Source organism: Simplicispira sp. 125 (assembly GCF_003096555.1).
Lineage (GTDB): Bacteria > Pseudomonadota > Gammaproteobacteria > Burkholderiales > Burkholderiaceae_C > Simplicispira.
In genome coordinates this window covers 3,749,819-3,770,530 of the sequence record NZ_QEKM01000001.1, presented here as the reverse complement: position 1 = coordinate 3,770,530, position 20,712 = coordinate 3,749,819, and the positions used below count along the sequence as shown (strand labels likewise).

Annotated in this window: 19 protein-coding genes; 7 read left to right on the top strand and 12 right to left on the bottom strand. The window is 63.4% G+C overall.

The features are described from left to right. Positions 1-113: 113 nt before the first annotated feature. Together C8D04_RS17660 and C8D04_RS17655 are read right to left on the bottom strand one after the other, a co-directional pair. A complete protein-coding gene (locus C8D04_RS17660; RefSeq protein ID WP_116002849.1) occupies positions 114-1,628 on the bottom strand; it encodes a CoA-acylating methylmalonate-semialdehyde dehydrogenase in 1,515 nt (504 codons plus the stop codon). A 110-nt stretch (positions 1,629-1,738) separates the two neighbouring features. After that, a complete protein-coding gene (locus C8D04_RS17655; protein ID WP_116002847.1) occupies positions 1,739-2,953 on the bottom strand; it encodes an ABC transporter substrate-binding protein in 1,215 nt (404 codons plus the stop codon). Positions 2,954-3,104: 151 nt separating this feature from the next. On the opposite strand from C8D04_RS17655, the gene C8D04_RS17650 reads away from it, so the two are divergent. Together C8D04_RS17650 and C8D04_RS17645 are read left to right on the top strand one after the other, a co-directional pair. Then, the gene (locus C8D04_RS17650; RefSeq protein WP_116002845.1) at positions 3,105-4,034 is read left to right on the top strand and encodes a LysR family transcriptional regulator; all 930 of its coding nucleotides are present in this window, start codon (positions 3,105-3,107) and stop codon (positions 4,032-4,034) included. A gap of 132 nt (positions 4,035-4,166) precedes the next feature. Then, positions 4,167-4,616, top strand: a complete 450-nt coding sequence (locus C8D04_RS17645; RefSeq protein WP_116002844.1) for a CreA family protein — start codon at positions 4,167-4,169, stop codon at positions 4,614-4,616. A 64-nt stretch (positions 4,617-4,680) separates the two neighbouring features. Here C8D04_RS17645 and C8D04_RS17640 read toward each other — a convergent pair whose 3' ends face one another. Next, on the bottom strand, positions 4,681-5,328 hold the full coding sequence (locus tag C8D04_RS17640; RefSeq protein WP_116002842.1) for a DsbA family oxidoreductase: 648 nt from the start codon (positions 5,326-5,328) through the stop codon (positions 4,681-4,683). A gap of 305 nt (positions 5,329-5,633) precedes the next feature. Between C8D04_RS17640 and C8D04_RS17635 the strand changes: the two genes are divergently transcribed. The 4 genes from C8D04_RS17635 to C8D04_RS17620 all read left to right on the top strand — a co-directional run bounded on the left by C8D04_RS17635 (position 5,634) and on the right by C8D04_RS17620 (position 9,230). Then, positions 5,634-5,918 (top strand): DUF4148 domain-containing protein, encoded by a 285-nt coding sequence (locus tag C8D04_RS17635; protein ID WP_116002840.1) that lies wholly within the window; start codon positions 5,634-5,636, stop codon positions 5,916-5,918. Positions 5,919-5,989: 71 nt separating this feature from the next. Continuing rightward, positions 5,990-6,280, top strand: coding sequence for a DUF4148 domain-containing protein (locus C8D04_RS17630; protein ID WP_116002839.1), 291 nt, complete (start codon positions 5,990-5,992; stop codon positions 6,278-6,280). A 104-nt stretch (positions 6,281-6,384) separates the two neighbouring features. Continuing rightward, positions 6,385-7,578, top strand: a complete 1,194-nt coding sequence (locus C8D04_RS17625; protein ID WP_116005894.1) for an SPOR domain-containing protein — start codon at positions 6,385-6,387, stop codon at positions 7,576-7,578. Positions 7,579-7,706: 128 nt separating this feature from the next. Continuing rightward, entirely contained in the window at positions 7,707-9,230 is a 1,524-nt protein-coding gene (locus tag C8D04_RS17620) for an AMP-binding protein (protein ID WP_116002837.1), read from the top strand. Between the two features lie 18 nt (positions 9,231-9,248). On the opposite strand, the gene pgi is transcribed toward C8D04_RS17620, so the two are convergent. The 3 genes from pgi to tal form a co-directional block, all read right to left on the bottom strand. Continuing rightward, a complete protein-coding gene (pgi, locus tag C8D04_RS17615) occupies positions 9,249-10,814 on the bottom strand; it encodes a glucose-6-phosphate isomerase (RefSeq protein WP_116002835.1) in 1,566 nt (521 codons plus the stop codon). Between the two features lie 97 nt (positions 10,815-10,911). After that, positions 10,912-12,033, bottom strand: coding sequence for a beta-ketoacyl-ACP synthase III (locus C8D04_RS17610; protein ID WP_116002834.1), 1,122 nt, complete (start codon positions 12,031-12,033; stop codon positions 10,912-10,914). Between the two features lie 60 nt (positions 12,034-12,093). Beyond that, a complete protein-coding gene (gene tal, locus C8D04_RS17605; RefSeq protein WP_116002832.1) occupies positions 12,094-13,041 on the bottom strand; it encodes a transaldolase in 948 nt (315 codons plus the stop codon). 126 nt (positions 13,042-13,167) lie between these two features. Here tal and C8D04_RS17600 point away from each other — a divergent pair, with 126 nt between their 5' ends. Next, a complete protein-coding gene (locus C8D04_RS17600; protein ID WP_116002830.1) occupies positions 13,168-14,013 on the top strand; it encodes an SIS domain-containing protein in 846 nt (281 codons plus the stop codon). Between the two features lie 106 nt (positions 14,014-14,119). On the opposite strand, the gene C8D04_RS17595 is transcribed toward C8D04_RS17600, so the two are convergent. The 6 genes from C8D04_RS17595 to C8D04_RS17570 form a co-directional block, all read right to left on the bottom strand. Further along, the gene (locus tag C8D04_RS17595; RefSeq protein WP_116002828.1) at positions 14,120-14,614 is read right to left on the bottom strand and encodes a YbhB/YbcL family Raf kinase inhibitor-like protein; all 495 of its coding nucleotides are present in this window, start codon (positions 14,612-14,614) and stop codon (positions 14,120-14,122) included. Between the two features lie 92 nt (positions 14,615-14,706). Then, on the bottom strand, positions 14,707-15,723 hold the full coding sequence (locus tag C8D04_RS17590) for a dipeptide ABC transporter ATP-binding protein (RefSeq protein ID WP_116002826.1): 1,017 nt from the start codon (positions 15,721-15,723) through the stop codon (positions 14,707-14,709). Beyond that, the gene (locus C8D04_RS17585; RefSeq protein ID WP_116002824.1) at positions 15,720-16,700 is read right to left on the bottom strand and encodes an ABC transporter ATP-binding protein; all 981 of its coding nucleotides are present in this window, start codon (positions 16,698-16,700) and stop codon (positions 15,720-15,722) included. The genes C8D04_RS17590 and C8D04_RS17585 overlap by 4 nt, the downstream gene beginning before the upstream one ends. Before the next feature lie 172 nt (positions 16,701-16,872). Continuing rightward, on the bottom strand, positions 16,873-17,784 hold the full coding sequence (locus C8D04_RS17580) for an ABC transporter permease (protein ID WP_116002823.1): 912 nt from the start codon (positions 17,782-17,784) through the stop codon (positions 16,873-16,875). A gap of 91 nt (positions 17,785-17,875) precedes the next feature. Beyond that, positions 17,876-19,456: an ABC transporter substrate-binding protein gene (locus tag C8D04_RS17575; RefSeq protein WP_116005893.1), complete on the bottom strand. Its 1,581-nt coding sequence runs from the start codon at positions 19,454-19,456 to the stop codon at positions 17,876-17,878. A 35-nt stretch (positions 19,457-19,491) separates the two neighbouring features. Then, positions 19,492-20,712: a M20 aminoacylase family protein gene (locus C8D04_RS17570; RefSeq protein WP_116002821.1), complete on the bottom strand. Its 1,221-nt coding sequence runs from the start codon at positions 20,710-20,712 to the stop codon at positions 19,492-19,494.

Here is a 20,712-nt window from a genome sequence, read left to right as displayed (position 1 = left end):
AAAAAGGCCCCGCCGCTCGATGCGCCGGGGCCTTTTTATTTAGTTAATTGCTATGATTAGTATAGCTTACAGCGCTTGCTCCATAAGCGCTACAGCCCTATTTTGCTTGAAATTTATTTCATCGAAATAGTGGTATTCAGCCCCTCGGAAGCGCTGCCATCCTCAAACCAGCGCGCCGTCACCGTCTTGGTCTGTGTCCAGAACTGCACGGCCTGCTTGCCGTTGGGGCCCAAATCGCCCATTTTGGAAGCACGCGACCCGGTGAAGCTGAAATAGGCCACCGGCACCGGGATCGGCACGTTGATGCCGACCTGGCCGACGTTGATGTCGTGCTGGTACTTGCGCGCCGCCCAGCCACTGGAAGTAAAGATGGAGGTGCCATTGCCGTTCGGGTTGGCATTGATCAGGGCAATGGCCTCTTCCAGCGTCTCGACGCACACCACATTCAGCACCGGACCAAAAATCTCCTGCTGGTAAATGTCCATTTCGACTTTGACGTCGGAAAAAATCGTCGGTCCCACGAAGTTGCCGCTCTCATAGCCTGGCACCGTGCACTGGCGGCCATCGAGCAGCAGGCGCGCACCCTGCTCCACGCCCGAGTCAATCAAACGCAGCACGCGCTGGCGCGCATGGGGGTTGACCAGCGGCCCCAGATCCGCCTGGCGGTCGCTTCCCGGGCCGACCTTGAGCGCTCCGGCGCGCTCGGTCACCTCGGGCAACCAATCGCGCGCAGCGCCCACCAGCACGGCCACCGAATTGGCCATGCAACGCTGGCCGGCAGCGCCAAAGGCCGAACCCAGCAGGTTGTTGATGGCCTGCTCCTTGTGCGCGTCCGGCATGACGACGCAGTGGTTTTTCGCGCCCATCATCGACTGCACACGCTTGCCGGCATCTGAAGCGCGGCGGTAGATGTGCTGGCCGACATGGGTCGAACCGATGAACGACAGCGCGGCAATGTCCGGATGGTCGCAAATCATGTCCGCCACCTGCGCGCCGCCATGCACCACGTTGAGCACGCCGGGCGGAATGCCCGCTTCGTGCGCCAGCTCCACCAGGCGCATGGTCGAGCTGGGGTCTTGCTCGGACGGTTTGAGCACAAAAGTATTGCCGCAGGCAATGGCCATCGGGAACATGAAGCACGGCAGCATGACCGGAAAGTTGAACGCCGTGATGCCAGCGCCCACGCCAATCGGCTGGAGCAGGTTGTACACATCCACACCCGTAGCGGCGTTTTCTGCGATCTCGCCCAGTTGCAAGGTGGTGATGGAGCAGGCGTGCTCAATCACTTCCAGGCCGCGTGCCACCTCGCCCTCGGCGTCGGGCAAGGTCTTGCCATGCTCCAGGGTGATGAGCTGCGCCAGCTCGGGCAAGTGCTCGCGCACCAGGTGCTGCAGCTTGAGCATGATGCGCATGCGCGCGCCCAGCGACGTGGAACGCCAGGTCTGGAACGCCTCGCGGGCACTGGCTACGGCCAGGTTGACCTCTTCAGGTGTGGCAAAGGGCACGCGCGCCACCACTTCTTGGGTAGCCGGGTTGGTGACATTACGCCACTCAGTGCTTTTCGACGGGTAGGCTTTGCCGCCGATGAAGTGGTGGATGGTGGCGGGGGTGGAGGCAGGGGTGTTCATGGCAATCTATCGTGAAAAACAGGCAGGGAGGCGCCACCCTTGCGCACGCATGCCGCACGCCAGGGAGTCGTGGTGGCACCACCAACACGGCGCCAGGGGAAGGCCGGGCCTTACTTCTTGACCAGCGGGCAGGTCGAATCGGCCAGGGGTTTAAAAGCGATTTGCGCAGGCACGGTGCTGACCGTGTTGTAGTAGTCCCACGCGCCCTTGGACTCGGAAGGCTTCTTCACCTGGAAGAGGTACATGTCATGCACCACGCGGCCATCAGGGCGAATACTGGCGTTGCGCATGATGGGGTCCTGGATCGGCAAGTCGCGCATCTTCTGCGCCACGGCCTTCCAGTCATCGGTCTTGGCCGCCGCCACCGACTTCAGGTAATGCAGCACGCTCGAATACACGCCCGCCTGCACCATGGTGGGTTTATAGCCTTTGTGCAGTTTTTCAAAGCGTGCGGCGAAGGCGCGGGTTTTGTCGTCCATATCCCAGTAAAAGCCCTCGGAGAACAGCAGGCCCTGCGCCTGGTTCAGACCCAGAGAGTGCACGTCCGTCAGGAACATCAGCAGCGCAGCAACCCGCTGGTCCTTGCCGTCCACGCCAAACTCCCGTGCCGCCTTGATGGCATTGACCGTGTCCTGCGCGCCGTTGGCCAGGCCAATGACCTGGGCCTTGGAGTTTTGCGCCTGCAGCATGAAGGACGAAAAATCGCTCGCATTAAGCGGATGGCGCACGCTGCCCAATACCGTACCGCCCTGGGCCTTGACCACGTCCGAGGCGTCTTTTTCCAGCGAGTGGCCAAAAGCGTAGTCGACGGTGAGGAAGTACCACGATTTGAAGCCCGCCTGCGTGAGCGCCGCTGCCGCACCCGAAGCCGACGAATAGGTATCAAACATCCAGTGGAAACCGTTGGTTGCGCAATCCTCATTGGTCAGCCGCGTGGTGGCGGGGCCGCTGTAGAGCGCAATGCCGCCTTTTTCCTTGATCAGCTTCTGAATTGCCAGGGCGCCTGCCGAATTGGTCAGGTCGGCCAGGGCATCGACCTTGTCGCGGTCCATCCACTCGCGCGCCCGGGTAGCGGCGATGTCGGCCTTGTTCTGGTGGTCGGCACTCACCACCTCGATCTTCATGTCCTTGCATTCAGCCTTGAGGCAGTCCTCGACCGCCATGCGCGCTGCCACTACCGAGCCTGCACCGCCCATGCCCGAATAAGGTCCGGCCATGTCGGTCAAAACACCAATCTTGACCACGCCATCCGAGATTTGCGCCTGTGCACCGGCGCAAAGGGCCAACACCCCCACCGCAACCGAATTTCTGATGAATGTCTGCATATTTGTCTCCTTGTTTTGTACGGCCTGAACCTGCAGTCTGTGGACTACGGATTCACTCTATCATTGTGTTTATGCATTCGGATATAGCACTTATGAATTCATAGAATGCAAATTTGCACCACCACAGCGACCCCATGACCGGACTCCATCCATGACACAAGCGGGCATCAACTGGGACAACCTGCGTCTCTTTCTGGCGGTGGTGCGCGCCCAATCGGCCCAGGAAGCCGCGCGGCGCCTGGACGTAGACCACTCCACCGTGACGCGCCGCCTGCACCGCCTGGAAAAAGAACTGGGCACCCAACTGTTCGAGCGCACTCCGGCCGGGCACGTCATGACCGCTGCCGGCCATCGGCTGCTGGAACATGTGGAACGCATCGAGAGCACGGTCGCCCTGCTGGACGAAGACATCGGCGACGACAGCCAGATGCTGACAGGCCATGTGCGCCTGGGTGCGACGGAAGGTTTTGGCAGTTTTTTTCTGGCGCCCCATCTGAGCCATTTTTGTGACCGCCACCCCGCCATCACGGTCGAGTTGCTGGTGGTGCCCCGGTTCATCAACCTGTCGCAGCGCGAGGCCGATCTGGCCATCAACATCGAGCGCCCGCGCAGCAGCACCCAGGTCACCAGCAAACTGTCGCAGTATCGGCTGCAGCTTTACGCCTGCAGGCGCTACCTGGCCCGTCATCCAGGCATCCATTGCGTCGCCGATCTGGCCGAGCATCGCCTGTTTGGCTATGTCGACGAACTCTCGTTCAGCCCCGAGTTGCGCTACCTCGAAACCATCGCACCGCACGCCCACACCCCGCTGCGCAGCACCAGCATCGTGGCCCAATACAACGCCGTGCGCGAAGGCCAGGGCCTGGCGGTGCTGCCATGCTTTCTGGCCGCACAATGCCCCGACCTGGTGCCCGTTCTGCCGGCAGACATCGACATCATTCGCACCTTCTGGATCGCAGCGCCCAGCGAGCGGCGCGAACTGGCCCGCGTGCGCGCACTGTGGGACTATTTGCGCGAGGCCACCCAGCGCAACCAGGCTTTTCTCATGGGAGAAACCCACACCATGCAGCGCATGGACTGAGACAATGAGGGCACCGCACCAGAGACCCCTCCTCCATCCCTGCAACGCCGCCACACGCCCATGAAAACATCCCTCTCACGCTTTCGCCCTTCCATTCGCCGCCCTGCACGGCACCTTTGGCTGGGGCTTGCCATGGCCTGCTGCAGCGTCGCCGCGCTGGCTTCGTCCGGCGAGAAAATCGGCACGGTGGACACCGCCTTCCAGTGGCTCGGCCGCGACCACGACATCATCGTGGAAGCCTATGACGACCCCGGCGTACAGGGCGTGACCTGCTATGTCTCGCGGGCACGCATCGGCGGCATCAAAGGCACGCTGGGCCTGGCCGAAGACCGCGCTGAAGCCTCCATTGCCTGCCGTCAGGTGGGCCCGCTCAGTTTTCCGGGGCCACTCAAAAAGCAGGAAGAAGTGTTCAGCGAACGCATGTCCATCCTGTTCAAGCGCCTGCGCATCGTGCGCATGGTGGATCCGGCACGCAATGTGCTGGTCTATCTGACGTATTCGGAAAAGCTCATCGACGGCTCGCCCCAGAACAGCGTGACGGCGGTGCCGGTGGACCGGGCCTTGGCCATCCCGCTGAAATAATAGTAAAAATGGCTATAACGCTTACATATAAAGCGTTAGAAGCTATGTTTTAAATAGCAATCCGTCATTCTGCCGCAACAATCTGCCGCAGCGCCTGCTCGAACACTTCGACCGGCTGGCCACCCTGAAGGAGGTGGCGGTCGTTGATGACGATGGCGGGCACCGAGTGAATGCCTTGCTGCTGATAGAACTGCTCCCGCTCACGGACTTCATCAGAAAAGCGGCCGGACGCCAGCAGTGAGCGCGCTTCGTCCTCGTTCAGTCCCACCCCACCCGCAACACGCACCAGCAGGTCGTGGTTGCTCGGGTCTTGCCCATCGGTGAAATAGGCCTTGAACAAGGCCTGCTTGAGCGCAAGCTGACACCCCTGCAGCTCTGCCCAGTGCAGCAGGCGGTGTGCATCAAAGGTGTTGTAGATGCGGCCACGGGCGCCGGGGGTAAAGGTAAAACCCAGTTCCGCGCCGCGCGCAGCAATGGCCGCGCGGGTAGCTTCTCGCTGCTCGGCCGAGGCGCCGTATTTTTCCTGCAGATGCTCGCCAATGTCCTGCCCTTGCGGCCCCATCTGCGGGTTGAGTTCAAACGGCTGGAAATGCAGGTCCAGCGTTACTTCGTCCTTCAGCCGATCTGCCGCCTGCTGCAAGGCCCGCAGGCCAATGACGCACCAGGGGCACGATACATCGGACACAAAGTCAATCTTCAAGGTCTTGGTCATGGCAGCCCACGGCAATGGTTTTGGGCCTGCCATGGTAGGGCGAACGCAATGCCCTTGCCCTCCAAACGCCTTGTACCGATACCAGGATGCCAGCTGCCACGCGCCCCTCGATTTCAAGATTTTGATTGTGTCGAATACTGGAACAGTTAGTTTGTGACTTGATAGTTTTTCTTTGGCCTAGATGGGATTAAAGTTCACCCATCGATGAGACGCAGCCCACCAGAGCCCCTCACCGACCCGGATCAGCACCGCCTCAAGGTTGCGGACCCGGCTCCCTGAAATAACTTTGACCCAAGGACTTCACCATGACCGCATCCCGCATCCTCTCCATCGCCGCTGTTACTGCTTTTGCCTCGTTCGGCGCCCAAGCGAATAACCTCTACGGCACCCAGTTCGAAGCCGGCTTCCAATCGACCCGCGCCCGCTCTGCGGTGCAGGCCGAGGCCGTGCAGGCGGTGTCGCAGTTCAAGAACTTCGAAGTGGCCGATCGCCAGGGCGATACCCCATCGGCCGTGACCCGCGCCGCCATCCGCGCTGAAGCCGTGACCGCCGCCCGCGCTGGCCAGATCGCCACCGGCAACCGCAGCTGATTGATTCCCTCTCCTGCAAAGCCCTTGCAGGAGCACTCACAACCAAACCTGTTTCTCCCAAGGACACCATCATGAACACCGCTCGCATTCTCTCTATCGCCGCCGTAGCCGCTTTCGCCTCGATCGGCGCACAAGCTGTTGAACTCAATGGCAACCTGTACGGCACCAATTTCGAAGCCAACTTCCAGTCCACCCGCAGCAGCGCCGATGTGCGTGCCGAAGGTGTCAAGGCTTTGCCCAGCTTCAAGAACTTCGCCGTGGCCACCCCGGCAGCCTCTTCGGCGCTGGACCGCGCTACGGTGCGCGCCGAAGCCGTGACGGCCGCCCGCGCGGGCCAGATCGCCATCGGCAATCGCAGCTGATCACGCTGCGCCCGGCAGCACCCCGCCCGCAGGACGCAAGCCCTGCGGGCTTTTTTGTGGGCGCGCACTCTGGCATGCCCCGCGGCTGCATGCCAGAATCGGCCATGCCCACGCACCAGGATCCTGCCGACGCCTTGCGGCTGTCCGCCGAACCGGCCGACAGCGCCATGACGACCTTGTACCGGGCGGCACTCGGCCCGATCGGGACGGAACGCTATCTGCCCCGTTTCGCCCATTTCGATCGCCTGGGCCGCACGCACCCTGGCTGGAATACCGGCGCCAGCTTGTGTACCTTGAGCTGGATGGCGCTGCGCCACTTATGGGGCCCCGCCCTGATGTACGTGGCGGCCGCCGAAGGCTTGGCCCTGCTGGTCTTTGGCGTGGGCCGCGCCCAGCTGCAATGGCCCGATGCCGTGCACTGGGGGTTGATGGCGGTCTTTGGTCTGCTGGCTTTTGTCCTGCCCGGCCTCTATGGTGACGCCATCCTGCACACCGAAATCCGCAAGCGCATTGCCCGCGCCCTGGCGGCCACCCGCACCATTCCCGAGGCCTGTGCCCAGCTGGAACGCCAGGCGGGGAGCTTCAAGCGCCTGTCCGGCCTGGCTGCGCTCAACCTGTTGTTACTGGCCGCCGCCCTGGCCGCTTACTGGGTTTTGCCCCCGGGCGACACGCCAGACACATTGGCGTCCAACGAAGCGATGACTCCGCTCGTCGTGACGACTCCCGCTTCGCAGGCAGCGCCGGTGGCCTTGCCCGCTTCAGCCCCACTGGTGGCCGACGACAACAATGCACCGGAGCCCACACCCCCGGCACCCAGCAGCAGCGAAGCTCCTGCTCCTGCTCCCGTCGCCGTGGCGCCCACGCCTACACCCGCCAGCGCCGCTGAGGCTATCCAACCACCACCTGCGACTCCCGCCACCTCCCCGTCGGCAGCCCCACTCCTGCCCAAATCGGGGGCAGTTAGCAGCACAAAGCAGCGCCCGCCCGCCCGCAAGAACAACCCTGCGGCCGCCGTGGCGCCACAGGCATCCACACCTGCCAGCGCGCCCTTTCCCGTCGTTGGCAGCACGCCGGGTTACTACATCAACGTAGGGCTTTTTGCCGAGGAAGCCAATGCCCGCAAAACCCAGGCACGTCTGCTCAACGAGGGCTTGCCGGCGTTTCGTCAGCTTCTGGAAACCGCCAAAGGCCCGCGCATCCGGGTGCGCGTTGGCCCTTACGCCTCCGCCAAGGAAGCCGGTGCGGCGGCCACCCGCATACGGGGCCTGCAACTCGAAGCCGTCGTGTTCAAGCAGTAAGAGGCGTTTCTTGGCGGGCTTGAAATGCCCCTGCTCCGTATTCCTACGGTATAGGCAGAAACGGCGTTGCTGTTTATGGTCGGGGACATGGCAAACGCACAGGCCGTTTGCCGAACACTGAAAGCCCCATGAACCTTATCCACCTGCTGCTGCGGCATGCCCGCCTGTCACCCGACCGCCCCGCCCTCTTCCTTGGCAACGCGCCATGGGCGACCTACGGCGCGTGGGCAGCGCGCAGCGCCGCACTGGCGCAGCATCTGCGCGCTGCCGGTTTACAGCCGGGGGACCGTGTGCTGCTCTTCATGCGCAACCATCCCCGCTACCTGGAGGTGCTGTGCGCTGCCTGGTGGGCCGGCCTGGTGGTGGTGCCCGTCAACGCCAAACTGCACCCCCGAGAGGTGGAATGGATCGTCGAGGACGCCCAGGCCCGCTGGGGATTCACCACCAGTGATGTCGCTCCTGGCGTACTCGCAGGATTGGAACAACAGATCGATATCGAGTCCGAAAGGGCCAACGCCCTGCTGGCGCCCCTGCAAGACCTGGAAGCCGCGCCCACCACCGAACGCGCACCCGACGACGTGGCCTGGCTGTTCTACACCAGCGGCACCACAGGCCGCCCCAAGGGCGTGATGCTGACGCACCGCAACCTCATGACCATGGGTTTGACCTATTTCGTGGATGTGGACCCCGTAGCCGCCCAGGACACCATCGTCTATGCCGCGCCCATGTCGCATGGCGCCGGGCTGTACGCCATTCCCCACCTGATGGCCGGGGCGCGCCATGTGGTGCCCGCGTCGGGCGGCGTGGACCCTGCGGAGCTGTTTGCACTGGGCTGGCAAATGGGGGCTCTGTCCACCTTCGCCGCACCCACCATTGTCAAGCGCCTGGTAGACCATGCCGAAGAAGCCGGTATCCCCGTGGTCAATTGCGCGCGCGCCTTCAAAACCATTGTGTATGGCGGCGCACCCATGTATGTGGCCGATATCGAGCGTGCCCTGCAGGTCATGGGGCCGCGCTTTGTGCAGATCTATGGCCAGGGCGAAACACCCATGGTGGCCACGGCCCTTGCGCGCGCGCAGCTGGCCGACACAGGACACCCGCGCTATCAGGAGCGCATTGCCTCGGTCGGCGTGGCCCAGACGCCTGTCCGGGTGCGGGTAGCCAACGCGCAGGGCGAGGCACTGCCTGTGGGCGAAGTGGGTGAAGTCCTGGTACAGGGCGACAGTGTGATGGCCGGCTACTGGCGCAACCCCGAAGCGACGGCCGCTGCCTTGCGCGGCGGATGGCTATGGACGGGCGATGTGGGCAGCCTGGACAAAGACGGCTTCCTCACCTTGAAGGACCGCAGCAAGGACCTGATCATCAGTGGCGGCTCCAACATCTATCCGCGCGAAGTGGAGGAAGTGCTGCTGACCGCCCCCGGCGTGGCCGAGGTGGCTGTGGTGGGCGCCCCCGACGCGGAGTGGGGCGAAATTGTGGTGGCTTTCGTCGTGGCGCAGGACGGGGCAAAAGTGGTGCACGCCGAACTCGATCAGCACTGCCTGGAACGGATGGCCCGCTTCAAGCGACCCAAGCGCTACATCACGGTGAGCGCCCTGCCCCGCAACAACTATGGGAAGGTGCTCAAAACAGTCCTGCGCGAACAAATTTGAGAACCCGGGCGGCCAACTTCACTCAGCGCGCAGCCGCTGCAGCAACCCCGCGGTAGATGCATCCAGCCCTTCCACATTCCCGGTGGCCAGGCGCTGCTCCAGATCCCGGGCCAGCACCTTGCCCAGCTCCACGCCCCACTGGTCAAAACTGTTGATACCCCAGAGACTGCCGCTCACGAACACACGATGCTCCTGCAATGCGATCAACGCGCCCAACGATGCCGGTGTGAGCGCCTCCAGCAGCAAGAAACTGCTGGGCCGGTTGCCGGGAAAATGCCGATGCCCGCACTCGCTGGCACGCCCCTCCATCAAGGCTTGGGGCTGCGCCAGGGCATTGGCGAGCAGCATGCTGTGGTGCCCCGCCAATGAATGCGCGCAGCGGCGCACGGCCACAATCTCCAGCGGCAGGACATCACTGCCCTGGTGCAGCATCTGGAAAAACGCATGCTGGCCATTGCTGCCTGGTTCGCCCCAGAGCACGGGCGATGTCGCCATGGGCAGCAGGCGCCCTTGCCGATCCACCTGCTTGCCATTGCTTTCCATCTCCAGTTGCTGCAGATAGGCGGGCAGCCGCCGCAAGTAGGCATGGTAGGGCGCGATGCAACGGCTGTCGAAGCCGTGGAAGTTGCGGTACCAGACGTCGAGCAAACCCAGGCGCACGGGCAGGTTGCGGGCCAATGGCGCGGTGCGAAAGTGCTCGTCCATGGCATGTGCACCTGCCAACAGCTCGCGAAAACCCTCGGCCCCCACGGCAATCGCCACAGGTAAACCGATGGCAGACCACAGCGAGTAGCGCCCGCCCACCCAATCCCAGAACCCGAATGTGGTGGTGATGCCCAGCTCGCGCGCGGCATCCACATTGGTAGTGAGTGCGGCAAAGTGCCGCGCCACATCGCGCCCGCCCTGCGCATGGAACCAGGCCAGCGCCGACCGGGCGTTGGTCATGGTTTCCACGGTGGTGAATGTTTTGGAGGCTACCAGGAACAGCGTGCGACTGGGCTGCAAGGACTGGAGCGCGGCATGCAGTTCATGCCCATCGATGTTGGAGACAAAGTGCAAGCGCTTGCCTTGCGCACGATAAGCCTCCAGCGCCTGCACCGCCATGTGCGGGCCCAGATCCGAGCCGCCGATGCCGATATTCACCACATCGGTGATGCCCTCGTCGGCGCGCACCGCCTCGGCATAGGCCAGCATGGCATCGAGCGTGGCGTGCACCTGCACCAGATCGCCTGCCACTTCCGGCCGATCACCCGGCAAGGCCAGCCCCCGGGGGCGGCGCAATAAAGTGTGCAGCACCGCCCGCTGCTCCGTGCTGTTGATCGGATCGCCACGCAGCATGGCATCGCGGCGCGCCTCCAGCCCACAGTGCGCGGCCATGTCTAGCAGCAAAGACTCGGTCTGCCGATCCCAGAGGTTTTTTGACAAGTCCGCAAAAACATGGGGCGCCGTCTGGCTGAAATGCGCAAAGCGCTGGGCATCCGCGGCAAAGGCCTGGCGCATGTCCAGCATGCGGCCCTCGTTTTCATACAAGGCGCGCAGGCGAAGCCATTGTGGGGATTCGTCGCAACGGATAGGCTGGTTCATGGGGTGCAAAGTCTAAACCCAGACGGCGCCATCCGATTTCGCAATCGCGCGACCCAACATCCTTTTACAACGCGCCCCAAGGGTGGCAAAAGAACGATCAGCGCTTGCGCACCACCACACTGCCGACCGAATAGCCGGCGCCAAAGGAGCAAATCACCCCCAGGTCGCCCGCAGCCAAGTCGGCCCGGTGGCGGTGGAAGGCGATGATGGAACCCGCTGAGGCGGTGTTGGCGAACTCGTCCAGGATCAGCGGCGCGACATCGGCGTCGGGCTGCGTTCCCAGCATCTTGCGCACGATCAGGTCATTCATGCTCTGGTTGGCCTGGTGCAGCCAGAAGCGGCGCACTGCCGCTGGCGATTGCTGCAGTGCGGCCAGGTGCGACTCGATATGCGCCGCCGCCATGGGTACGACTTCCTTGAACACCTTGCGGCCTTCCTGGCGGAAGGTTTTGTCGCGGGCGTTGGGGTCGCTGTCTTCGCTGCGGTTCAAAAACCCGAAATTGTTGCGGATATTGTTGGAGAACTGGGTGACAAGGCGCGTGCCCAGCACTTCCCACTGGTCAGCCGATGGGGCGTCGTCAGCCCGCTCGACGATGACGGCGGTGCAGACGTCGCCAAAAATGAAATGGCAGTCGCGGTCGCGCCAGGCATGGTGGCCCGAGGTGATTTCAGGGCTCACTACCAGCACGCAGCGCGCGCTGCCGGTGCGCACGGCATTGACCGCCTGCTCGATGGCAAAGGTGGCCGAAGAACAGGCCACGTTCATGTCGAACCCATAGCCGCCAGCCCCCAGGGCCTGCTGGATCTCCACAGCCATGGCCGGGTAGGCGCGCTGCATGTTGGATGCGGCGCACAGCACAGCATCGATCTGATCCCCCGTACGGCCCGCCGCCGCCAGCGCCTTTTGCGCGGCATCCACGCCGATCTCGGCCATCAGCGAGAGCTGGTCATCAGGGCGCTCAGACAAACGCGGGCACATGCGTGCCGGGTCCATCAAACCGCTTTTCTCGATCACGTAGCGCTGCTGGATGCCCGAGGCCTTTTCGATGAACTCGACGCTCGAATACGGCAGGGCCGGGCGCGCCCCCGCAGCGATTTCGCCGGCATGGAGCGTGTTTTGCTCGTCCACGTAGCGGTTGAAAACATCCACCAGTTCGGCATTGCTGATGGTGTACGGGGGCTGGTAAAGACCTGTGCCGCTAATAACAACTGAATGCATAGAAATCAAATCCTGCGCCCTGAACTGCCAAGGCGGTTTCGGAGTGTAACGAGGAGGCCGTCAGGCGGCCCGGATCAAATGCTCCAGCTTGACCGCATCAGCCGCGAAGGCACGGATGCCTTCCGCGAGTTTCTCGGTCGCCATGGCGTCCTCGTTGAGGGCGTACCGAAAGCCTGCTTCATCGTATTGCACGGCTGGCAAATCCATGGTGCGCGCGGCCTGGGCGTCCAGCGCACGCTGCAGGGGCGCCTCGGTGGCGGCCAGCTGCGCCAGCAGATCGGGGGCAATGGTGAGCAGGTCGCACCCGGCCAGCGCGGTGATCTGGCCCACATTGCGAAAGCTCGCGCCCATCACCTCGGTGGCGATGCCGAAATGCTTGTAGTGGTTGAAAATCTTGTGCACCGACTGCACGCCGGGATCGTTGGCACCGGCCCTGTCGGCTTCCACCCACTGCGCACCGGCCTGTTTCTTGTACCAGTCGTAAATGCGCCCGACAAACGGCGAGATCAGCTGCACCCGCGCCTGCCCGCAGGCCACGGCCTGGGCAAACGAGAACAACAATGTGAGGTTGGTGTGGATGCCTTTGCTCTCGAGCTTGCGCGCCGCCTCTATGCCCTCCCAGGTGGCGGCGATCTTGATGAGTACGCGGTCGATATGGATGCCTTCGGCCTGGTACAACTCGATGATGCGCTCGGCCCGCGTGATGGTGGCGCTGGTGTCAAAGCTCAGGCGGGCATCCACCTCGGTGGACACGCGGCCCGGAATGGTGGCCAGGATTTCGCAGCCAAAGCGCACCAGCAGGCGGTCAATCACCTCATCCATCGTGCGGTCCTTCCAGCGGGCCACAGTATCCTTGAGCAGCGGTGCGTATTCTGGCTTTTGCACCGCCTTGAGGATCAGGGACGGGTTGGTGGTGGCGTCCTGGGGCTGGAACTGGGCCAGCTGCTTGAAGTCGCCGGTATCGGCCACCACGGTCGTGAACTGTTTGAGTGCGTCGAGCTGGTTCATGCAAATCCTCATGGGTCAGTCTGGCGGGCCCACAGACGGCGCGCCCAACCCCGAGTGTATGCGTCCGCCAGGGGCTGAAACTGCGTTACATTCTGCCCCACCGCACCCAACCCCGCCGCACACACCATGCTCGATCGCATCACGGCCTCCCTGCCCTCCCTCGCCCCGGCAGAGCAGCGCGTGGGGCGCCTGGTGCTGCAGGATGCGCGCGCCTTTGCCCGCCTGCCCGTGCGCGAACTGGCTGAGCGCGCCCATGTGAGCAAACCGACGGTGGTGCGCTTTTGCCGCAGCATGGGCTACGACGGTCTGGCCGACTTCAAGCTCAAACTCGCGGGCAGCGTGAGCGAGGGCGTGCCCTTCATCCACCGCAGCGTAGACGCCGATGACAAGACCAGCGATGTGCTGGTGAAGGTGGTGGACAACGCCGTAGCCGCCTTCCTGCAGTACCGCAATGCCGCCAGCACGGTGGCCATTGAACGGGCCGCCGACGCAATTACCGCCACCTGGAAGATGGGGCGGCGCATCGAGTTCTATGGGGCGGGCAATTCGGGCATCGTGGCGCAGGATGCGCAGCATAAATTCTTCCGCCTGGGGGTCACGTCCATTGCCACCAGCGACGGCCACATGCAGGTGATGAGCGCCACGCTGCTGGGGCCGGGCGACTGCCTGGTGATCATCTCCAACTCGGGCCGCACGCGCGACCTGATGGACGCTGCCGACATTGCGCGCAAGAACGGGGCCACAACAATAGCCATCACGGCCAGCGGCTCGCCCCTGGCCAGCACCTGCCCCATCCACCTGGCCGCCGACCACCCCGAGGGCTACGACCGCTACAGCCCCATGGTCTCGCGCCTGCTACACCTGCTCATCATCGACGTGCTGGCGACCTGCGTGGCGCTGCGCATTGGCAGCCCGCTGCAGCCCATCCTGCAGCAGATGAAGGACAACCTGCGCGCCAAGCGCTACACTTGATTTGCTACAAAAAATAGAGCTATCAACGCTTATTGAATAACGATTTCAGAGAAAAAACACTCTGAAAAATCTATTCAACAAGCGCTAGCAGCTCACTTTTTTGACATCAACGCCCGTAGGTCGATGTGAACGTGGCCTTGCCCAGGCTGTTGGCATTGACCATGAAGCCGGCCAGCGCTGCCGAGGCATCGTCGGGAATCTCCAGCCGGTCCACGCCCAGGGCATGCACGGTGAAGACGTAGCGGTGGGGCTTGTCGCCCGGGGGCGGGCACATGCCGCCCCAGGCAAAGGCGCCGTAGTCGTTGCGCACCTGGCGCGCCCCTGCGGGCAGCCCGGCGCCGCCCTTGGCACCGGCGTTGGGCGCAAGCGCCACCGTGTCCGCCGGAAGGTCCACCACAAACCAGTGCCACCAGCCCGACCCGCTGGGCGCGTCGGGGTCATACACCGTCAGCGCAAAGCTCTTGGTGCCTTCGGGCGCGCCGCTCCAGTGCAGGGCGGGCGACTCGTTGCGGCCCGAGCAACCAAATCCATCAAACTCAAAGTGCTGCGGTACCGTGCCTCCGCTGGCAATGTCGGGGCTGGTCAGGGTGAATGCAGTCATGGGCCGTCTCCTGGGTTGTAAAAATCAACAAAAAAACACCTCTAGCGCTTTACTGGTAAGCGCTAGCAGCTATTTTTTTCATAGTCATTCATTCAAATCCTGCCTTCTTCCACCGCATGGCAGGCAATGCGGATGCCGCCCAGGTTCAAGAGCTGCGGGCGTTCGCTGCGGCAGCGGTCGTTGGCATGGGGGCAGCGCGGGTTGAAGGCGCAGCCCGGCGGCGGGCTGAGCGGATTGGGCACCTCGCCCTGCACAGGGGTGCGCGCCTTGCCCGTGTCGTGCATCTTGGGGATGGCGTCGAGCAGCATGCGCGTGTAGGGGTGGCGCGGGGTGTCGAACAAGGTGTGCTTGTCGGCCAGCTCCACCAGGCGGCCCAGGTACATCACGCCCACCTGGTCGCTCACGTGGCGCACCACGGCCAGGTTGTGGCTGATGAACAGGTAGGTGAGCTGTCGCTCGCGCTGCAGGTCCTTCATGATGTTGAGCACCTGCGCCTGCACCGACACGTCGAGCGCGCTGGTCGGCTCGTCGCACACCAGAAACTCGGGCTCGGTGGCCAGGGCGCGCGCGATGGAAATGCGCTGGCGCTGCCCACCCGAAAACTGGTGTGGGTACTTCACCATGTCGAGCGGCGACAGGCCCACGGACTGGAGCAACTCGCCCACGCGTGCTTTCAGCTCGGCCTTGTCGGTGATCAGGCCATGCTCCTTGAGCGGCTCGCCCACGATGTCTTCCACCAGCCAGCGCGGGTTTAGGCTGGCGTACGGGTCCTGGAAGATCATCTGGATGCGCCGGCGCATGGCCTTGGCATTGGCGCCCTTGAAGGCGGCATGCGCGTCCTGGCCATCAAAAGTGAGGCCGCCGCGCGTGGGCTCGTACAAGCCCACGAGCAGGCGCGCCACCGTGCTTTTGCCGCAGCCCGACTCGCCCACCAGGGCCAGGGTTTTGCCTTTTTCGATCTCGAAGTCCACACCATCGACCGCGTGCAGCAGCGTGCGCGGCTTGCGCTCGATCACGCGGTTGAGCCAGGGTGCCGATACGTCGAAGGTCATGGCCAGATCGTGCGCCTGCACGAGGGCCTTGCCGCGCACAGGTGCTGCGGCGCTCATACGGCCACCTCGGTCGGTGCGTGGGCATGCAGCCAGCAGGCCGAGCGGGTACTACCGGCCTCCATCAGATCAGGGCGCTCACGCAGGCAGCGGTCAAACGCGCTGGCGCAACGCGGGTGGTAGGCGCACCCGGCAGGAATGGCATTGAGGCGCGGCATGGCTCCGTCGATCTGGTTCAGGCGCTCGCGGTCTTGCTCCATATCGGGAATGGAAGCCATGAGACCGCTGGTGTAGGGGTGCGAGGGCTGGTTGATGACGTCATGCACCGGTCCGATCTCGGCGATGCGCCCGGCATACAGCACGGCCACGCGGTCGCAGGTTTCGGCAATCACGCCCATGTCGTGCGTGATCAGCATCACCGCGGCGCCCCGCGATTTGCAGATGTTCTTGAGCAGTTGAATGATCTGCGCCTGGATGGAGACATCCAGCGCCGTCGTCGGCTCGTCGGCCACGATCAGCTTGGGCTCGGCCGCCAGCGCCAGGGCAATCACCACGCGCTGGCGCATGCCACCCGAGAACTGGTGCGGAAAATGGTCTACCCGCTGCTCGGCGGCCGGAATACCCGTGTCCTGCAGCAACTGGATGGCCCGCTGGCGCGCCTCGGCCGGGCTGACCGGCAGGTGCGCCAGAATGGTTTCGGTCAGCTGGCGACCCACGGTATAGAGCGGGTTCAGCGAGGTCAGCGGGTCCTGAAAAATGGCGCCAATCTGCCGCCCCCGGATGTGGCGCATCTCCTCATGCCCCAGATGATCGATGCGCTGGCCCTCCAGCAAAATCTGGCCCGAGGCCACGCGGCCCGGAGGCTCGAGCAGGCCGATGATGGCCGCACCCGTGAGCGATTTGCCCGCGCCGGACTCACCCACCACGCCCAGGATTTCGCCGGGTGCGATGGAGAAGGAAATATCGTCCAGGGCACGCAGGGTACCGCGACGGCCCGGAAACTCGACCACGAGGTTTTTGACTTCCAAGAGAGACATATCAGTGATTCACAGTTCTGTGCGCTGCACACAGTCAATTGAATAGGCATGACCCAGGCCAGCGACCGCCGCGCAAGGGCCGCCCCGCCGCGCTGGCGGTGTCCCCCTTCCCGGCGAAGCCGAGAGAAGGGGGATGCGGCGCAAGCCGCTCAGAGGGTTGTTCTCCATTTCTTCAGCGCAACCGGGGGTTGAGCGCATCGCGCAGCCAGTCGCCCAGCAGGTTCACCGACAGGGCAATCAGCACCAGCATGGCGCTGGGGAAGACGGTGATCCACCACTCGCCCGAGAACAGGTAGTCGTTGCCAATGCGGATCAGCGTGCCCAGCGAGGGCGATGTGGGCGGCGCGCCCACCCCCAGAAAGGACAGCGTGGCCTCGGTGATGATGGCCGTAGCGACCTGGATGGTGGCCAACACCATCACCGGGCCCATCACATTGGGCAGCACATGCTTGCGCATGATGCGCAGGGATGAAACCCCGGTCACACGCGCGGCCTGCACGTATTCCTTGTTGCGCTCCACCAGCGTGGAGCCGCGCACGGTGCGTGCGTACTGCACCCAACCGGTGAGCGAAATGGACAGGATGAGCACGCCAAAGGCCAGCGATTCGTGCGCATGCGGGAACAGCGCCCGGCCTACACCGGCAATCAGCAGGGCGACCAGGATGGCGGGGAAGGACAGCATCACATCGCACAAGCGCATGAGCACGGCGTCGATCCAGCCGCCGCGAAACCCTGCCAGCAACCCGAGCGCCACACCCACCACCACAGACAGAACCACCGAAGCGATGCCCACGATCAGCGAGATGCGTGCGCCGTAGATCAGCGCCGAGAGAATGTCGCGCCCCTGGTCATCCGTGCCCAGGAGGTACTTGGATGTGCCCTCGGCACTCCAGGCTGGCGGCAGCCGGGCATCGCTCAGTTCCAACGTGGCCAGGTCAAAGGGGTTGTGTGGGGCCACCCAGCCGGCAAAGACCGAGCAGAACAGGCAGACCAGCGCGATCGCTGCAGCCAGCATGGCCACGGGCGATGTGCGGAAGCTGTAGCCCACATCGCTGTCCAACCAGCGTGCAAGAGTTGTTTTCATTGTGTGAATACCAGGAGTCATACGGCAACGCACAGCGCTTGTGGCGACCATGCGTTGCAACTGCGGGTCAATCGCTACGATCGCGTGCGAACTACTTGCTGATGCTCATCCACTTGAAGGGCATGAAATTGTCGGCCAGTTGCACCAGCTTGACTTTCTTGCTGACACCCCAGGCCAGCGCCTGCTGGTGCAGCGGCAGGTGGCCGATGTCGGCCGAATGCAGATCAAAGGCTTCCTTGATCATGGCATTGCGCTTGGTCACATCGGTCTCGGACTGGATCTTCTTCGTCAGCTCGTCCACCTTGGGGTTGCAGTACGCGCCCAGGTTGAACTGCCCGGCACCCTTGTCATCCACGCAGGCCATCAGCGCATTAAGGGCGTTGTGCGCGTCGTAGGTCGTCGGCGTCCAGCCCAGCATGTAAAAGCTGGTGTCGCGGCGCAGCACCTTGGGGAAATAGGTGCCCTTGGTTTCGGCCTGCAGATTGATCTTGACGTTGATGCGTGACAGGTTCGCGGCCACAGTCTGGCAAATGCGGTCGTCATTCACGTAGCGGTCGTTCGGGCAATTCATCGACACTTCAAAGCCATTGGGGTAGCCCGCCTCGGCCATGAGTTTTTTGGCGGCTTCCACGTCATAAGGCAGACGTTTGGCGTCGGGCTGGAAGCCATTGATACCTGGGCCCACCATCAGCGCCGACGGGTTGGAAGCACCGCGCATCACCGTCTTCTTGATACCTTCGATGTCGATGGCCTGGTAGAAGGCCTGGCGCACGCGCTTGTCCTTGAACGGGTTCTTGCCCTTGACGCTGGAGTACAGCAGCTCGTCACGCTTTTGGTCCATGCCTAGGAAAATGGTGCGCAGCTCGGGGCCGGTGATGGCCCGCGTGCCGGGGTTGTTGTTGACACGTTCAATGTCCTGCACCGGGATGGGTTCCATGACATCAATTTCGCCCGACAGCAAGGCCGCCACGCGCGTGGGAGCGCTGCCGATGGGGGTAAAGACCACTTCAGCCACGTTGCCCTCAATGGGGCCCCAATAAGCGCCATTGCGAACGAACACGGTGCGCACGTTGGGCTGGCGTTCGCGCAGGCGGAACGGACCGGTGCCATTGGCGCGGAAAGACGCCGCGTTTTCGATGCCCTTGCGGCGATCGACCGGGCCGGTGGCGTTATTGGCCTCGCACCACTTCTTGCTCATCATGAATACCTGCGAGATCACGTCGGGCAGAATGGGAAACGGGGTCTTGGTTTCGATCTCGACCGTGTGGTCGTTGATCTTGCGCACTTCCTTGAAGTCGTTGGTGTAGCTCTTCATGTCAGAGCCCTCCATCTGCGTGCGTGCAAAGCTGAACAGCACGTCATCCGCAGTGAACGGCGTGCCATCATGGAATTGCACACCCTTGCGCAATTCGAAGCGCCACACCGTGGGCGAAGTCTGCTTCCAGGCAGTGGCAAGCGCTGGCGCCAGGCTCAGATCCTTGTTGCGGCCGACCAGCGGCTCATAGACATTGCTCGTCGTGCTCAGTTGCAGCGATTCATTGAGCGAGTGCGGGTCCATGGAGAGGGCATCGCCCTGATTGGCAATCCGGATGGTTTGCGCGTGGCCCACCAAGCTGGCCGCCGACAGGGCAGCGAACAGGGCTGTGGCAACCAGTTGTCTCGTCTTTTTCATGTAGTTCTCCTGGGTAAAAAAAAGGAAATTCACCATCATTGCGCCGCAGGCAAGGGCATGGCGCGCTCGATCAGGCTGGCGTGCAGGGCAGCACCCAGCGACAGAATATCGTCGTTGAAGTCATAGCGGCTGTTGTGCAATACGGCGCCACTCGCGCCCATACCCTGGCCGATGCGCAAGTAGGCACCGGGCTTGGTCTGCAGCATGAACGAAAAGTCTTCGGCGCCCATGCTGGGCTCCAGGTCACGCACCACGTTCTCCGCGCCCAGCAGGGCTTCGGCCACGTCGCCCGCGAAACGCGCCTCGGCTTCGGTGTTGATCGTGGCAGGGTAAATGCGCTGGTAGTCCAGCGCCACCGTGGCACCAAAGGCCATCCCCACCGCGCTGCACAGTTCGTGCAGGCGGCGCTCGACCAAGGCCTGCACCTCGTGGTCGAAGGTGCGCACGGTACCCACCAGCGTGGCCGAACCCGGCAGCACGCTGAAGGCCCCCAGATCGCCCGCCTGCACGGCGCACAGGCTGACGACCGCACTGTCGATGGCGCGCACATTGCGCGACACAATGCTCTGCACCGCCGTAATCAGGTGCGCCGCCACCAGCACCACATCCACCGTTTGATAGGGATGCGCGCCATGTCCGCCCCGCCCTGTGATCTGGATGGTGATGCGGTCGGCCGCCGCCATCATGGCGCCGTCGCTCAGGCCCACCGTGCCCGGTTTCATCGCGGGCCAGTTGTGCATGGCGTAGATGGACTGCACGGGAAAGCGGTCGAACAGGCCGTCTTCCATCATCACGCGCGCACCAGCCATGCCTTCTTCGCCCGGCTGGAAAACCAGCACCGCTGTGCCATCGAAGTCACGGGTCGCCGCCAGGTAGCGCGCAGCGCCCACCAGCATGGCGGTATGGCCGTCATGCCCGCAACCATGCATCAACCCTTGCTTGCACGATTTCCAGGAAAAATCGTTGTGCTCGGTCATGGGTAGCGCGTCCATGTCGGCACGCAGGCCCACCATGGCGCCACTGGCAGTACTGCGCCCACGTACCACGGCGACGATGCCGGTGCGGCCAATACCGTCATGGATTTCATCCACGCCGCAAACCTTGAGTGCCTCTTTCACCCGGGAGCCGGTGTACACCTCTTCGAAACCCAGTTCCGGGTGGGTGTGCAGATCGCGGCGCAGGGCGGTCAGTTCGGGGTGGTATTGGGCGATATGGGCAAAGGCTCGCCCACCAGCCTTCAAACGCGGACCCAGCAT

Coding starts and splice junctions, on each gene's coding strand:
- pgi (WP_116002835.1), bottom strand. CDS start 10,814: ATGAACCAGCCTATCCGTTGCGACGAATCCCCACAATGGCTTCGCCTG.
- C8D04_RS17590 (WP_116002826.1), bottom strand. CDS start 15,723: ATGAGCGCCGCAGCACCTGTGCGCGGCAAGGCCCTCGTGCAGGCGCAC.
- C8D04_RS17580 (WP_116002823.1), bottom strand. CDS start 17,784: ATGAAAACAACTCTTGCACGCTGGTTGGACAGCGATGTGGGCTACAGC.
- tal (WP_116002832.1), bottom strand. CDS start 13,041: ATGAACCAGCTCGACGCACTCAAACAGTTCACGACCGTGGTGGCCGAT.
- C8D04_RS17585 (WP_116002824.1), bottom strand. CDS start 16,700: ATGTCTCTCTTGGAAGTCAAAAACCTCGTGGTCGAGTTTCCGGGCCGT.
- C8D04_RS17600 (WP_116002830.1), top strand. CDS start 13,168: ATGCTCGATCGCATCACGGCCTCCCTGCCCTCCCTCGCCCCGGCAGAG.
- C8D04_RS17645 (WP_116002844.1), top strand. CDS start 4,167: ATGGCCTGCTGCAGCGTCGCCGCGCTGGCTTCGTCCGGCGAGAAAATC.
- C8D04_RS17650 (WP_116002845.1), top strand. CDS start 3,105: ATGACACAAGCGGGCATCAACTGGGACAACCTGCGTCTCTTTCTGGCG.
- C8D04_RS17635 (WP_116002840.1), top strand. CDS start 5,634: ATGACCGCATCCCGCATCCTCTCCATCGCCGCTGTTACTGCTTTTGCC.
- C8D04_RS17620 (WP_116002837.1), top strand. CDS start 7,707: ATGAACCTTATCCACCTGCTGCTGCGGCATGCCCGCCTGTCACCCGAC.
- C8D04_RS17575 (WP_116005893.1), bottom strand. CDS start 19,456: ATGAAAAAGACGAGACAACTGGTTGCCACAGCCCTGTTCGCTGCCCTG.
- C8D04_RS17570 (WP_116002821.1), bottom strand. CDS start 20,712: ATGCTGGGTCCGCGTTTGAAGGCTGGTGGGCGAGCCTTTGCCCATATC.
- C8D04_RS17660 (WP_116002849.1), bottom strand. CDS start 1,628: ATGAACACCCCTGCCTCCACCCCCGCCACCATCCACCACTTCATCGGC.
- C8D04_RS17610 (WP_116002834.1), bottom strand. CDS start 12,033: ATGCATTCAGTTGTTATTAGCGGCACAGGTCTTTACCAGCCCCCGTAC.
- C8D04_RS17630 (WP_116002839.1), top strand. CDS start 5,990: ATGAACACCGCTCGCATTCTCTCTATCGCCGCCGTAGCCGCTTTCGCC.
- C8D04_RS17640 (WP_116002842.1), bottom strand. CDS start 5,328: ATGACCAAGACCTTGAAGATTGACTTTGTGTCCGATGTATCGTGCCCC.
- C8D04_RS17655 (WP_116002847.1), bottom strand. CDS start 2,953: ATGCAGACATTCATCAGAAATTCGGTTGCGGTGGGGGTGTTGGCCCTT.
- C8D04_RS17595 (WP_116002828.1), bottom strand. CDS start 14,614: ATGACTGCATTCACCCTGACCAGCCCCGACATTGCCAGCGGAGGCACG.
- C8D04_RS17625 (WP_116005894.1), top strand. CDS start 6,385: ATGCCCACGCACCAGGATCCTGCCGACGCCTTGCGGCTGTCCGCCGAA.